General features: G+C 59.0%; 12 protein-coding genes. 5 read left to right on the top strand and 7 right to left on the bottom strand.

Features of this window, described 5'->3' with window-relative positions; genetic code table 11:
• Positions 1 to 453: 453 nt before the first annotated feature.
• Positions 454 to 3,348 (top strand): ribonucleoside-diphosphate reductase subunit alpha, encoded by a 2,895-nt coding sequence (locus AOA60_RS28575; protein ID WP_099587187.1) that lies wholly within the window; start codon positions 454 to 456, stop codon positions 3,346 to 3,348.
• A 147-nt stretch (positions 3,349 to 3,495) separates the two neighbouring features.
• Here the strand turns inward: AOA60_RS28575 and flgE are convergent, their stop codons facing one another.
• From flgE to AOA60_RS28605, 6 genes are all read right to left on the bottom strand, one after another.
• Positions 3,496 to 4,800, bottom strand: a complete 1,305-nt coding sequence (flgE, locus tag AOA60_RS28580; protein ID WP_099587188.1) for a flagellar hook protein FlgE — start codon at positions 4,798 to 4,800, stop codon at positions 3,496 to 3,498.
• A gap of 31 nt (positions 4,801 to 4,831) precedes the next feature.
• The gene (flgD, locus tag AOA60_RS28585; protein ID WP_099587189.1) at positions 4,832 to 5,551 is read right to left on the bottom strand and encodes a flagellar hook assembly protein FlgD; all 720 of its coding nucleotides are present in this window, start codon (positions 5,549 to 5,551) and stop codon (positions 4,832 to 4,834) included.
• A gap of 16 nt (positions 5,552 to 5,567) precedes the next feature.
• A complete protein-coding gene (flgC, locus tag AOA60_RS28590; RefSeq protein WP_099587190.1) occupies positions 5,568 to 6,011 on the bottom strand; it encodes a flagellar basal body rod protein FlgC in 444 nt (147 codons plus the stop codon).
• Between the two features lie 3 nt (positions 6,012 to 6,014).
• Positions 6,015 to 6,422, bottom strand: coding sequence for a flagellar basal body rod protein FlgB (gene flgB / locus AOA60_RS28595; protein WP_017529461.1), 408 nt, complete (start codon positions 6,420 to 6,422; stop codon positions 6,015 to 6,017).
• A 234-nt stretch (positions 6,423 to 6,656) separates the two neighbouring features.
• Entirely contained in the window at positions 6,657 to 7,484 is an 828-nt protein-coding gene (gene cheR, locus AOA60_RS28600) for a protein-glutamate O-methyltransferase CheR (protein WP_032886774.1), read from the bottom strand.
• Positions 7,485 to 7,529: 45 nt separating this feature from the next.
• Positions 7,530 to 8,462: a chemotaxis protein CheV gene (locus tag AOA60_RS28605; RefSeq protein ID WP_099587191.1), complete on the bottom strand. Its 933-nt coding sequence runs from the start codon at positions 8,460 to 8,462 to the stop codon at positions 7,530 to 7,532.
• Positions 8,463 to 8,542: 80 nt separating this feature from the next.
• Here AOA60_RS28605 and flgA point away from each other — a divergent pair, with 80 nt between their 5' ends.
• From flgA to AOA60_RS28625, 4 genes are all read left to right on the top strand, one after another.
• Positions 8,543 to 9,307: a flagellar basal body P-ring formation chaperone FlgA gene (gene flgA / locus AOA60_RS28610; RefSeq protein ID WP_099587192.1), complete on the top strand. Its 765-nt coding sequence runs from the start codon at positions 8,543 to 8,545 to the stop codon at positions 9,305 to 9,307.
• A gap of 140 nt (positions 9,308 to 9,447) precedes the next feature.
• Positions 9,448 to 9,765, top strand: coding sequence for a flagellar biosynthesis anti-sigma factor FlgM (gene flgM / locus AOA60_RS28615; RefSeq protein ID WP_099587193.1), 318 nt, complete (start codon positions 9,448 to 9,450; stop codon positions 9,763 to 9,765).
• Between the two features lie 48 nt (positions 9,766 to 9,813).
• The gene (locus tag AOA60_RS28620) at positions 9,814 to 10,284 is read left to right on the top strand and encodes a flagella synthesis protein FlgN (protein WP_099587194.1); all 471 of its coding nucleotides are present in this window, start codon (positions 9,814 to 9,816) and stop codon (positions 10,282 to 10,284) included.
• Positions 10,285 to 10,380: 96 nt separating this feature from the next.
• The gene (locus AOA60_RS28625; RefSeq protein ID WP_099587195.1) at positions 10,381 to 11,130 is read left to right on the top strand and encodes a flagellar brake protein; all 750 of its coding nucleotides are present in this window, start codon (positions 10,381 to 10,383) and stop codon (positions 11,128 to 11,130) included.
• Positions 11,131 to 11,192: 62 nt separating this feature from the next.
• Here the strand turns inward: AOA60_RS28625 and AOA60_RS28630 are convergent, their stop codons facing one another.
• The gene (locus AOA60_RS28630; protein WP_099587196.1) at positions 11,193 to 12,575 is read right to left on the bottom strand and encodes an MFS transporter; all 1,383 of its coding nucleotides are present in this window, start codon (positions 12,573 to 12,575) and stop codon (positions 11,193 to 11,195) included.
• Positions 12,576 to 12,830: the final 255 nt, after the last annotated feature.

Raw genomic sequence — 12,830 nt, forward strand, 5'->3', positions numbered from 1 at the left:
TTATCCACAGGCAGTGCGTTGCTAAGCCCCCCAAAACGCATTATCTTGTACCTCGGCGCTAAAAAAACCCTACATGTAGGGTTTTGAGCGAAAAGACCCAACACAAATCAGACAAGAAACTCAAGCCCTTTCTTGCTCCTGTTTGGTCGAACCCAAGCATTTTTTGAAAGCCCAAACCGCTCAAGCGGATGGCAGCCGTTTTCAAGCTCCAACAGCGGAAAACGGTACGGGTGTTGCAGTGCTGGAAGCTGGCAACTGTCACCCATCAGGAATACGGCCAAGGGCATTCAAGCCCCGAACCGAAGACTTCGGCATGGAAGCGGCGCGAACAGCCCCCTTCCTCCTGTCCCGAAGTTGTTATGCCAGGCCCAGGCCTGTTGTAAATGCTTCAGGACGGAACGGTGGGCACCGTGATGGTGCCCAAATAAATACAGAATGTGGAGACAACCCCCCATGCAAACCGACACAACTCGCGAGAACCCGCAGGGCTCCGTGCCGCAGGCAGCAGATTCGAATATGGATCTGTCCGCCACTGCACCTGGCCAACTGCGCGTGATCAAGCGTAACGGCACTGTCGTTCCTTACACCGATGACAAAATCACCGTCGCCATCACCAAAGCGTTTCTTGCAGTTGAAGGCGGCACCGCTGCCGCTTCGTCGCGCATCCACGACACCGTTGCCCGCCTGACCGAACAAGTCACCGCGACCTTCAAGCGTCGCATGCCATCGGGCGGCACGATCCACATCGAAGAAATCCAGGACCAGGTCGAACTGGCCCTGATGCGTGCCGGCGAGCAGAAAGTCGCACGCGACTACGTGATCTACCGCGACGCCCGCTCCAAGGAACGTGCCGTGCGCACCCCGGCCGAAGAAGCCGCCGTGCAAGCGCACCCGTCAATCCGCATCACCCTGGCCGACGGTTCGTTTGCACCGCTGGACCTGGGCCGCCTGAACACCATCATCACCGAGGCCTGCGAAGGCCTGGAAGAAGTCGATGGTGACCTGATCCAGCGCGAAACCCTGAAGAACCTGTACGACGGCGTGGCCCTGACCGACGTCAACACCGCCCTGGTGATGACCGCCCGTACTCTGGTTGAACGTGAGCCGAACTACTCGTTCGTGACCGCGCGCCTGCTGATGGACACCCTGCGTGCCGAAGGCCTGGGCTTCCTGGGCGTGGCCGACAGCGCCACCCACCACGAGATGGCTGACCTGTACGCCAAGGCCCTGCCTGCCTACATCGCCAAGGGTATCGAATTCGAATTGCTGAACCCGATCCTGGCCACCTTCGACCTGGAAAAACTGGGCAAGGCGATCAACCACGAGCGTGACCAGCAGTTCACGTACCTGGGCCTGCAAACCCTGTACGACCGTTACTTCATCCACAAGGACGGGATCCGCTTCGAACTGCCGCAAGTGTTCTTCATGCGCGTGGCCATGGGCCTGGCGATCGAAGAGAAGCACAAAGAAGACCGTGCGATCGAGTTCTACAACCTGCTGTCGTCCTTCGACTACATGTCGTCGACGCCGACCCTGTTCAACGCCGGTACCCTGCGTCCACAGCTGTCGAGCTGCTACCTGACCACCGTGCCGGATGACCTGTCGGGCATCTACCACGCGATCCACGACAACGCCATGCTGTCCAAATTCGCTGGCGGCCTGGGCAACGACTGGACTCCGGTACGTGCCTTGGGTTCGTACATCAAGGGCACCAACGGCAAGTCGCAAGGCGTCGTGCCGTTCCTGAAAGTCGTGAACGACACCGCCGTAGCGGTCAACCAGGGCGGCAAGCGCAAAGGCGCTGTGTGTGCGTACCTGGAAACCTGGCACATGGACATCGAAGAGTTCATCGAGCTGCGCAAGAACACCGGTGATGACCGCCGTCGCACCCACGACATGAACACCGCCAACTGGATCCCGGACCTGTTCATGAAGCGTGTCTTCGATGACGGCCCATGGACCCTGTTCTCGCCATCCGAAGTGCCGGACCTGCACGACCTGACCGGCAAGGCTTTCGAAGAGCGTTACGAGTACTACGAAGCCCTGTCCCAGTACCCAGGCAAGATCAAGCTGTTCAAGACCATCCAGGCCAAAGACCTGTGGCGCAAGATGCTGTCCATGCTGTTCGAAACCGGCCACCCTTGGCTGACCTTCAAGGACCCATGCAACCTGCGCAGCCCGCAGCAGCACGTGGGCGTGGTTCACAGCTCGAACCTGTGCACCGAGATCACCTTGAACACCAACAAGGACGAGATCGCCGTTTGCAACCTGGGCTCGATCAACCTGCCGAACCACATCGTCAACGGCAAGCTGGACACCGCCAAGCTGGAACGCACCGTCAACACCGCAGTACGCATGCTCGATAACGTAATCGACATCAACTACTACTCGGTGCCACAGGCGCAGAACTCCAACTTCAAGCACCGTCCGGTCGGCCTGGGCATCATGGGCTTCCAGGATGCGCTGTACCTGCAACACATTCCTTACGGTTCGGATGCAGCAGTCGAGTTCGCCGACAAGTCCATGGAAGCGGTCAGCTACTACGCGATCCAGGCCTCCTGCGACCTGGCCGACGAGCGCGGCGCCTACGAGACGTTCCAGGGTTCGCTGTGGTCCAAAGGCATCCTGCCGCTGGATTCGCAACAGATCCTGATCGAGCAACGTGGCCAGAAGTACATCGATGTTGACCTGGAAGAATCCCTGGACTGGGCGCCGGTACGTGCCCGTGTGCAGAAAGGCATTCGTAACTCCAACATCATGGCCATCGCGCCGACCGCGACCATCGCCAACATCACTGGCGTATCGCAGTCGATCGAACCGACTTACCAGAACCTGTATGTGAAATCGAACCTGTCGGGCGAATTCACCGTGATCAACCCGTACCTGGTTCGCGACCTCAAGGCCCGCGGCCTGTGGGACTCGGTCATGATCAACGACCTGAAGTACTACGACGGTTCCGTGCAGCAGATCGAGCGCATCCCGCAAGAACTCAAAGAGCTCTACGCGACTGCCTTCGAAGTGGACACCAAGTGGATCGTTGACGCCGCCAGCCGTCGTCAGAAGTGGATCGACCAGGCTCAGTCCCTGAACCTGTACATCGCCGGCGCTTCGGGCAAGAAGCTGGACGTGACCTACCGCATGGCTTGGTACCGTGGCCTGAAAACCACTTACTACCTCCGTGCCCTGGCCGCGACCAGCACCGAGAAGTCGACCATCAACACCGGTAAGCTGAACGCTGTGTCCAGCGGCAACCATGGTGATGATTCGGTACTCGCTGCTCCAGCCGGCCCGGCACCTGTGCCAAAGGCCTGCGCGATTGACGAGCCGGATTGCGAAGCTTGCCAATAAGCTGAATCCGCCTTGGGCCTGATTTCCCAAGGCTGAAAAGCCCTCGATATGCCTACGGTGTATCGGGGGCTTTTTTTGCCAGATACATTTCCACCGTCCATAAAAAAGCCCCTCTTGCGAGGGGCTTTTTTATGGAGCGTTACCGCATCACGTCATCTGGATGATGGTCTGCATGATGGTGCTCTGGGTGGAGATAGTCTTGGCGTTCGCCTGGTAGTTGCTCTGGGCCTTGATCAGGTCCACCAGCTCGTTGGTCAGGTTAACGTTGGAGTTCTCCAGGGAGTTGGCCACGATCGAACCCAGGGTGCCGGCTTGCGGGGTGTCGTAACCCGGCTGGCCCGAGGAGAAGGTCTCTCTCCAGGTAGTGCCGCCTGCCGGTTGCAGGCCCTGTTCGTTGTTGAAGCTGGCCAGGGAGATCTGGCCGATAGCCTTGCTCTGCTGGTTGCTGAACGTGGCGAACAGTACACCGTTGCCGTCGATTTTCAGGCCGGTGATCTGGCCGGTAGCGTAACCGTCAGTGGTCGGCGGGTTGCGGTAGCTGGCCGAGTTGTACTGGGTGATATTGCCCATGTTCACGGCAATAGGGCCGGCAGTCGCGTCGTTCGGCGTCCAAGTGCCATCGGTCACCGACCCTGGAACCCAGCCAGTGAGCGTCAAGGTCTTGCTGCTCACGCCGCCGGTCACAACGTCCTTGAGCTTACCCGCGCCATCAAAGGTAATAGTCGACGGCACAGGGGCAGTGGTGCCGGTCGTTGTCGGCTTGGAACCATCCAGGTTACGGCCGTCGATCAACGTGTAGGCGTTCCACTCGTTGGCGTCGGTTTTCACCATGTACTGCACCATGGCGTGGGAGTTGCCCTGGGAGTCGTACAAGGTGGTGCTGTACTGAGTGGTAAACGTGGTGGTGTCGGCAGGGTTGAACGGCTTGGTAGTCTGGTTGATCACCGGCTCCGACGAGTTCAGGTTACTGGTGGAGTCCACTTTGGTGGACGCCTTCGGCGGCAGGTAAGACAAGTTCAGTTGCAGGTCGGTCAAGCCGCCCTTGATGATCTTGCCGTCGTCATCCGCCGCGTAGCCTTGCAGGCGCGAGGTGCCGGTGTTGTTGGTGATGTAGCCGTCTTTGTCGGCGCGGAACGCACCGCTACGGGTGTATTCCAGGGAACCGTCGCTGCCCTTCTGCACGAAGAAGCCGCCGCCCTGGATCGCCATGTCCAGCACGCCGCCGCTGCCGTTGACGTCACCCTGGGTGAACTGCTGGGACACCGCCGCCAGGTTCACGCCGTTGCCGATGCTGTTCTGCCCGGTGCCCAGTTTGGACGCGGCGTAGATGTCGGCGAATTCCGCACGGGACGACTTGAAGCCAGTGGTCGCGACGTTGGCGATGTTGTTGCCGGTCACGTCCAATTGTTTGTTGGCCGCATAGAGGCCGCTAAGGCCGATATTAAAAGACATGTTTCTCTCCCTCTGCCGTAGTTAGCCGGCTCTATGTACCGATAGTCTGAATTTGCGACAGTTTGACGCTGCCCATGCCGCCTGCAAGGTTCAGCAGCATTTCGCCGCCGGTCTTGCTCAATGTAACGCTGGTCACTGTTGCCGGCAGCGAAGTGGCCAGGGCCACTGAATCGCCCTTGTCGTTCTTGGTCGTGGCCGCGAAGGTGTAGGTGCCCGCTGGAGCCACCTCACCCGCGTCGTTCTTGCCATCCCAGATAAAGTCCGAGGTGCCGGCGCTCTGGGCGCCCATGTCGATGGTGCGCACCACGTTGCCGTCTTTGTCGGTGATCTTGATGGCGACGTTGCCGGTGGCAGCAGTCACCGCCACCGAACCGTTCATGCTCTTGCTCGTATCCACCAGGGCCTTGTCGGTCTGGGTGATGATCGAACGCCCTACCAGCGATGAAGCTTGCAGCGCCTGCGAAGAGCTGAAGTTGCTGGAGATTGCATTCACCGAGTCGTTCAGGGTGTTGATGCCTTCCAGGCTGCTGAACTGAGCCAACTGGGCCACGAATGCACCGTTGTCCTGAGGCGACAGCGGGTCCTGGTTTTTCAGTTGGGTGACCAGCAGCTGCAAGAATGCGTCCTTGCCCAACGACTGATTGCCGGTGGCCGCAGAAGCCGTGCTTGCGACATTGTTTGTTGCAGTGCTGACCTTGGAATTGAAAAGGTCCTGGACTGCTGAATTAGTAGTCGTATCAACGATGGCCATTATTTGGCGCCCCTTATCACTGACCCAGGGTCAGGACCTTCTGCATCATGGTTTTGGCGGTGTTCATCATTTCCGCGTTGGTCTGGAACGAGCGGCTGGCGGAAATCATGTCGGCCATTTCCTCGACCACGTTGACGTTCGGGTAGTACACGTAGCCTTTTTCGTTCGCCGCCGGGTGGTTAGGCTCGTAGCGGGCTTCGAGGTTGCTCTGGTCTTCGACCACGCCAAGCACCTGCACGCCTTTGCCGGCTGCGCCCTGCTCCTGAAACAGCGAGTCGCTGCCGCCGTTCTGACCGGCCTGAAACATGGTGGCAAACACCGGGTGACGGGCACGGTACGTCTGGTCAATGCTCGAAGACACGGTCTCGGCGTTGGCGATGTTACTGGCGACGGTGTTGAGCCGCGTGGTCTGGGCGCTCATGCCGCTACCGGCAATATTGAAAACACTGGACAGGGACATGGCTTACTCTCCACGCAGGGCTGACATCAGCCCTTTGAATTTGCTGTTGAGCAGGGTAAAGCTGGCCTGGAAGTTCACCGAGTTCTCGGCATACGCCGATTGCTCCAGCTGGGCGTCGACGGTGTTCTGATCGATCGACGGCTGCATCGGCGTGCGATACAGCAACGACTCGTCACCACTGCTCAGGCCTTGCGCTTCGATATGACGGTTGTTGGTCATGTTCAAGGCGAAGGTGCCGTTCTTGGTCTTGTCCTGCTGTGCGGCGAGCACGGCGGAGAAGTCCAGATCCCGAGCCTTGTAGTTCGGGGTGTCGGCGTTGGCAATGTTATTGGCCAGGACTTCAGCACGCTGGGCGCGGAAGCCCAGGGCTTGTTCGTGGATACCGAGCGCTTTATCGAAGCTGATGCTCATGGCGGAAACCTTTAGGCTGACCTGCTGTTCGTTAACTGGGTTATAGCAAGGCGCATGCCAGTTTCTGAAAAGCCCATGAATCAAGGGGTTGCGAGGAGGTTGCCGGCGGCAATGCCAGAAAAGCGGCAACGGGTTTCCGCGTGGCGCCAGTAAAGCGGCAATGGGGAGTTGCCGCTTTCATCAACTTTGCCGCAGAAACAAATGTGGGAGGGGGTTTGCCCCCCTCCCACATTATTATTTGGCCTGGTAGATGATGCCCGGGCTGCACTGCACCATCTGGAAGTGATCCGGCAGGCCGTTCAGCGCCTCGGAAGCACCGAGGAACAAGTAACCGCCACGCTTGAGGGTGCCGTGGATGCGCAACAGGATGTCTTTCTTCACTTCTGCCGAGAAGTAGATCAGTACGTTGCGGCAGAACACCATGTCGAACTTGCCCAGGCTGGCGTAGCTGTCGAGCAGGTTGAACGAACGGAACTCCACGCGGCTCTTGATCGGCGCCTTGATCGCCCAACGTCCTGCCCCTTTGGGGTCGAAGTAACGTTGCAGGCGCTCCTGGGACAAACCACGGCCCAGGGCCAGGCTGTCGTACTCGCCGGTCTTGCAGTTGGTGAGCATGGTGCCGGACAGGTCAGTGGCAACAATCTGCGCCCCGGCCTTCAACTGGCCCATGTTGGTCCGCTCGAACTCATCGATGGACATCGAGATCGAATACGGTTCCTGCCCCGAAGAGCAGGCCGCCGACCAGATGCGCAAGCGCTGGCCCGGGCTGGCCTTGATGGCCTCCGGCAGCACTTTGCTCTTGAGCACTTCAAAGGGGTAGGTATCACGAAACCACAAGGTTTCGTTGGTGGTCATGGCATCGACCACCATCTCTTTGAGGCCACTGCGCGGCTGCCCCTGGATCCGTTGAACCAACTCGCCCAGGGACTTGATGCCCTGCTGCTCCATCAGCTTATTAAGACGGCTGGATACCAGGTATTGCTTGTTTTCACCGAGCAATATGCCACAGGCTTTTTCCAGGAAGACCCGGAACTGTTCAAAATCCAAATTACCCGTAGACACTGATACCGCCTCTAAAATCGTGTGATCGCCAGGGGAAAAAAGCCCTTAGCTGTGATCTGCTGCCTTGATCCGGGCGACTACCCGGGATGCCAGGTCATCAGGACGGAATTTGGCCAGGAAGTCATCGGCACCGACCTTCTTGACCATCGCCTGGTTGAATACGCCCGACAACGAAGTATGCAGGATGATATGCAATTTTTGCATGCGTGGATCGCTGCGTATCTCAGCCGTGAGGGTGTAGCCGTCCATTTCCGGCATCTCGATGTCGGAGATCATCATCAAGAATTCTTCTTCCGGTTTCTTGCCTTCATCTACCAGCTTGCGCAGGTAATCCAGCGCCTGGCGGCCATCATTGAGCGCCACCACTTCCACGCCGACGGTTTGCAGGCAACGGGTCACCTGCTTGCGCGCCACCGAGGAGTCATCCACCGTCAGCACACGCAGCGAGACCGCCTTGTGCGCCGTTTCGGCATCCACCACACCCACGGAAATCGATTCCGAGGTCGGCGCCACTTCGGCGAGGATCTTCTCCACGTCGATGATTTCCACCAATTGGTTATCGACCCGCGTCACTGCCGTGAGGTAGTGGTCGCGGCCGGTGCCCTTGGGCGGCGGATGAATCTCTTCCCAGTTCATGTTGACGATGCGCTCCACCGAGCGCACCAGGAAACCCTGGGTCTTGGTGTTGTACTCGGTGATGATCACGAACGGGTTTTCGCGGTCCTGCAGGCCAGCCGAACCGGTGGCCAGGGCCAGGTCAAGAATCGGGATGGTCGCGCCACGGATGTTGGCCACGCCACACACCACGGGGCTGGACTTGGGCATGATCGTCAGCTTGGGACATTGCAGCACTTCCCGCACCTTGAACACGTTGATGCCATACAGCTGCTTGCCATCCAGGCGAAAAAGCAACAACTCCAGGCGATTCTGCCCTACCAGCTGTGTGCGCTGGTTTACTGAATCCATTACTCCTGCCATGCCCAGACTCCTACGCTAAAACCTTGAAGGTGCGACGCGCACCCAACACTAAACGGCACGAGCTTTGCTATTTATTGGCCATGGATATTAAAACGACAGTTTCCCGACGCCTTCGATTCCCACAGTACCGCAGATTGCTCTGCGCCTTGGTGGCGCTGCTTGCGTTGAGCCTGAACACCACGGCCCGCGCAGATAACGTCACCTTGCCTGATCTACTTATCGGCGTCACTCAGGGCTTTCTTGAGTTCACTGTAGAAGATTATCTGGCAACCACCCAGACACCGGGGCGTTATGAAATCCAGGTCAACCAGTTGGACCCACGGCTGCGCATGCCCATGTGCGACAAGGAATTGACAGCCACCCTGGAAAGCCCCGCCCAGCCCATCGGCCGCGTAACGGTGCGGGTGCGCTGCGACGGCGCCTCGCCCTGGACGGTGTTTGTGCCGGCTCAGGTCAAGCTGTTCCGCGATGTAGTGGTAGTGGCCCGGCCGCTCAAACGCACCGGCATCATCGGTTTTGAGGACGTTGTACTGCGCGAACGCGACATTAGCCTGATCAGCCAGGGCTACTTGACGTCTGTGGACCAGGCCGTCGGGCAAAAATTAACCCGACCAGTGGTCACCGACCAGGTCATCACGCTGGTGCATCTGGAGCAGGCCGAGGTAATTCGCAAGGGCGACCAGGTGGTGATTTCCGCCAGCAGCGGTACGCTGAACGTGAAAATGCCCGGTGAAGCGCTGTCCAACGGCGGCATGAGTGAACAGATTCGCGTCAAGAACCTCAACTCCAACCGCGTGATCAAGGCGCGGGTAACAGCCCCAGGGCAAGTCGAGGTCGCTCTATAGATGACTGGTACAGGACGCCGGGTTTTCCTACACTGTGCAGGAGGTAGCCCATACGCAGATTTATTGTCATTTGCGTCTAAAGTTTATCCGGGTATGGCCGAAAACATGGCAAGCGTCCAAATACCCAGAGGTTTTTTATCATGGTCATTGATTTCAGTCGTTTAAATAACACCCCGGCAACGTCAGGCACTACGCGTACCACCGGCACCAAGGAAAGCGTAGAAGCCAAGGCCCCGCCACTGCCCGCCAAGGCAGAACAGGCCAGCCAGAGCGGGGAATCCGTACACCTGAGCAATGAGGCTCAACAGTTGCAGAAGGTCACTGACTCGCTGCGCGATCAACCGGTGGTCAATAAAGCCCGTGTGGCCGAATTGAAACAGGCAATCGCCGATGGCAGCTATAAAGTCGACAGCAACCGTGTAGCCAGCAAGCTGCTTAATTTCGAAGCCGAGCGCTAGGCAAAGGCCTGCGCAGGGCTTTTGGACGCTTAAAACCCAAGGCCAGCCATGCATCACGACGAACATTTGCTGCAACTGATCATTGATGATCTAGCGCCGACGCAACAATTGCTGGAGCTGCTAAAAGAAGAATCACTGGCCCTTTACGGCCGGGATATGCCGCTGCTGGAAGAAATTCTGGCGCGCAAGCAGTCGTTGATTGTCCTGCTGGAACAGCATGGCAAAAAACGCAGCCAGATCCTGATCAGCCTTGGCTTGCCGGCAGACCACGATGGCCTGGCGCAGTTGGCCAGCCACTCTTCGGTCGGCGATCAGTTACTGAGCCAGAGCAAAGAACTCAATCAAGTGCTCGCCCAGTGCCAGGAAGCCAACCTGCTTAACGGTCAATCGATCCAGCTTCAGCAAGCCACGACCGCCAACCAGTTGCGTATACTCCACGGCGGCGAGCCGCCGGCACTGTATAACGCCCAAGGTTCCACCTCACGCCTGGTCAAGCCAAGCACCCGCAGCCAAGCCTGACGCCGGTTTACCGTGCGCCCTATCCAAGGCGCGCCACATGCTGGCAAAATGCCGGTTCTTGCGTGTAGTCGTATTTTGTCTGGAGATGGAAGAACCGTGTTCAACGCCCTTAATGCGGAAGATGCCCCGCAGCCACCGAAGGTCCTCACCACGCCTCTGGAAATCGCCGGCACCTTGCGGATGCTGCAAGACAGCCATGACCCGCTGATCATCACCTTCCACGAGCGCAGCCAGCGCTTCCAGAGCTATCTGGTGGACGTCAACCGCGACAGCAACACGCTGGCGCTGGACGAAATGATCCCCCGTGATGGCGAACGCTACCTCGAAAACGGTGAACCCTTCCGTATCGAAGGCTTCCACGACGGCGTGCGCGTCGCCTGGGAAAGCAGCGGCACCCTGACCATCAGCGAAAAAGATGGCCACCGTATCTACACCGGCAGCCTGCCGGACGAGGTGGTCTACCATCAGCGCCGCAACGCCTTCCGCGCCGCGCTGAAGCTGGCGCAATTGGTGAACATCGAACTCGGCGGCGAAAAACTCAAGGCGCCGGTCAACGGCAAATTGCTGGATATCTCCGCCACCGGCTGCAAACTGCGCTTTGAAGGCGACATCTCCGAGCGGTTGCAACTGGGCCAGGTCTACGACCGCTTTGTCGCCGCCCTGCCGTTTGGCAGCATGACGACCTCGGTCGAACTGCGGTACCTGCACTTCGAAGACAAGATCAACACCACCTTCGCCGGTGTGCGCTTCCACAACATGAGCGGCCTGGTGCAGCGTCAGGTCGAGCGCTTTGTATACCAATTGCAACGTGAAGCGCGACGCTTCGACAAGGACGACGATTTTTAATCCTTGAAGATCGCGGCAAAAAAAAACGGGCAGATCCTTTGGGGATCTGCCCGTTTTTGCTTTCAGGGGCGCGCCCTGCTCAAGTCGTGAGGATGCTCCTCTGGCCCCAGGGGTTCCGGGGGCCCAACAAAGGCGGGCTCGTCCACCGGCGGCTGCGGATCAACTTGCGGCTCGGGGTCGGGGACAGTCTGCATCTGCTCCTGTACCACTTGCTCATCGACACGCGGGTCAAGCGCGGCCACCAGCGGCGAACTCGACATGCTGTCGGGCATCGCCACGTGATGCAGCGGTGCGTCTTCCACCTGATGCAGGTTGGTCACCGCCTTCGGCCGGATGCGCCATACCAGGATCGACGCGCACAGGCTGAAGAAGGCATACAGCATGTGACTGCCGAACATCTTCATGATCACACCAGCCAGCAACGGCCCGATACTCGCGCCGACGCCGTAAGTCACCAGCAGCATGGCGGTCAGCGACACCCGACGATCGCCTTCCACATGGTCATTGGAAAACGCCACCGCCAGCGGGTACAGGCAGAACTGCACCAGGGAACACAGGAATCCCGCGACGAACAGCACTTCCAGCGGCACCTGGGTCATGATCGCCAGCGGTAATGCCGCCACCGCCAGGCACAGGGCAAAGCAACGGATCAGCAGCGCACGGTCATAGCGATCCGACAACCAGCCCAACGGCCACTGCACCAACAGCCCGGCAAAAATGCAGCTACCCATGAACAGACCGACTTGCTCCGTCGTCAGCCCCTGCTGAGATGCATAAAGCGGCGCCAGGCCGTAGAACGAACCAACAATCAGCCCCGCGCCCAACACCGTACTCAGCGACTGCGGCACGCGCTTTATGAAGAAGCGCGGCTCCATCGGCGCCGGATGCAGGGGGGCCGGGTGAATGCGCCGAGTCATGGCCACCGGCACCAGGCACAGGGCAAAGCACAGCGCCACCAACATCAGCAGTTCAAGGCCGAGCTGGGGATGCATGACCAGGATCAGTTGACCCAGCACCAGCCCAAGGTAGGACGCGATCATATAGCCACTGAACACCACGCCCCGCTGCTTGGCATCCGCCTGCTCATTGAGCCAGCTCTCGATGACCATGTACTGGCACATCATGCCCAGGCCGACGATCATCCGCAGCACGATCCACGCCGGCAACCAATCGACCAGGCCGTGCCCCAATACCGCGGCGCCGACGATCCCGGCGCAGGTGGCATAGGCACGGATGTGCCCGACACGGGCAATCAGGCGGTGCCCGATCTTGCCGCCCAGCACCAGGCCGAAGTAGTTGGCCGCCATCAGCGCACCGACCCACAGGCTGTCGACATGGTCGGCCGCCAGGCGTAAAGCCAGGTAAGTGCTGAGCAGGCCGGAGCCGATCAGCATCATCAAGGAGGCGAAATAAAGGGCTCGAAAAGATTTCCAGATCTGGCGCATCGGCGTTCCGAGCGGCTCCTTGCAGTGAGAGACAGGGCTATCGGCATGATAGTCCTGGGTGGCCGGTTCCGGACAGGCGGTACGAGCTGATTCCGGGGATTATTTTGCTTGAACAGCTCAGACGACGCGGGGTGGCGTGAGAGGTACACCGTGGCGAAAAATACCCGGCAACACCTGCTGTGAACATTGATCGGCGGCAAGGTTCGATTGATGTTTGAAAAGACCGCACAGGCACAAAAAAGCCCCGCACAGAAT

The sequence above is a fragment of the Pseudomonas sp. 2822-17 genome (assembly GCF_002742485.1).
Taxonomy (GTDB): Bacteria; Pseudomonadota; Gammaproteobacteria; order Pseudomonadales; family Pseudomonadaceae; genus Aquipseudomonas; species Aquipseudomonas cyclaminis.

Bases quoted from the DNA above. Each gene is read 5' to 3' on its own strand.
- AOA60_RS28575 (WP_099587187.1), top strand. From the start codon at position 454: ATGCAAACCGACACAACTCGCGAGAACCCGCAGGGCTCCGTGCCGCAG.
- flgE (WP_099587188.1), bottom strand. From the start codon at position 4,800: ATGTCTTTTAATATCGGCCTTAGCGGCCTCTATGCGGCCAACAAACAA.
- flgD (WP_099587189.1), bottom strand. From the start codon at position 5,551: ATGGCCATCGTTGATACGACTACTAATTCAGCAGTCCAGGACCTTTTC.
- flgC (WP_099587190.1), bottom strand. From the start codon at position 6,011: ATGTCCCTGTCCAGTGTTTTCAATATTGCCGGTAGCGGCATGAGCGCC.
- flgB (WP_017529461.1), bottom strand. From the start codon at position 6,422: ATGAGCATCAGCTTCGATAAAGCGCTCGGTATCCACGAACAAGCCCTG.
- AOA60_RS28605 (WP_099587191.1), bottom strand. From the start codon at position 8,462: ATGGCAGGAGTAATGGATTCAGTAAACCAGCGCACACAGCTGGTAGGG.
- flgA (WP_099587192.1), top strand. From the start codon at position 8,543: ATGGATATTAAAACGACAGTTTCCCGACGCCTTCGATTCCCACAGTAC.
- flgM (WP_099587193.1), top strand. From the start codon at position 9,448: ATGGTCATTGATTTCAGTCGTTTAAATAACACCCCGGCAACGTCAGGC.
- AOA60_RS28620 (WP_099587194.1), top strand. From the start codon at position 9,814: ATGCATCACGACGAACATTTGCTGCAACTGATCATTGATGATCTAGCG.
- AOA60_RS28630 (WP_099587196.1), bottom strand. From the start codon at position 12,575: ATGCGCCAGATCTGGAAATCTTTTCGAGCCCTTTATTTCGCCTCCTTG.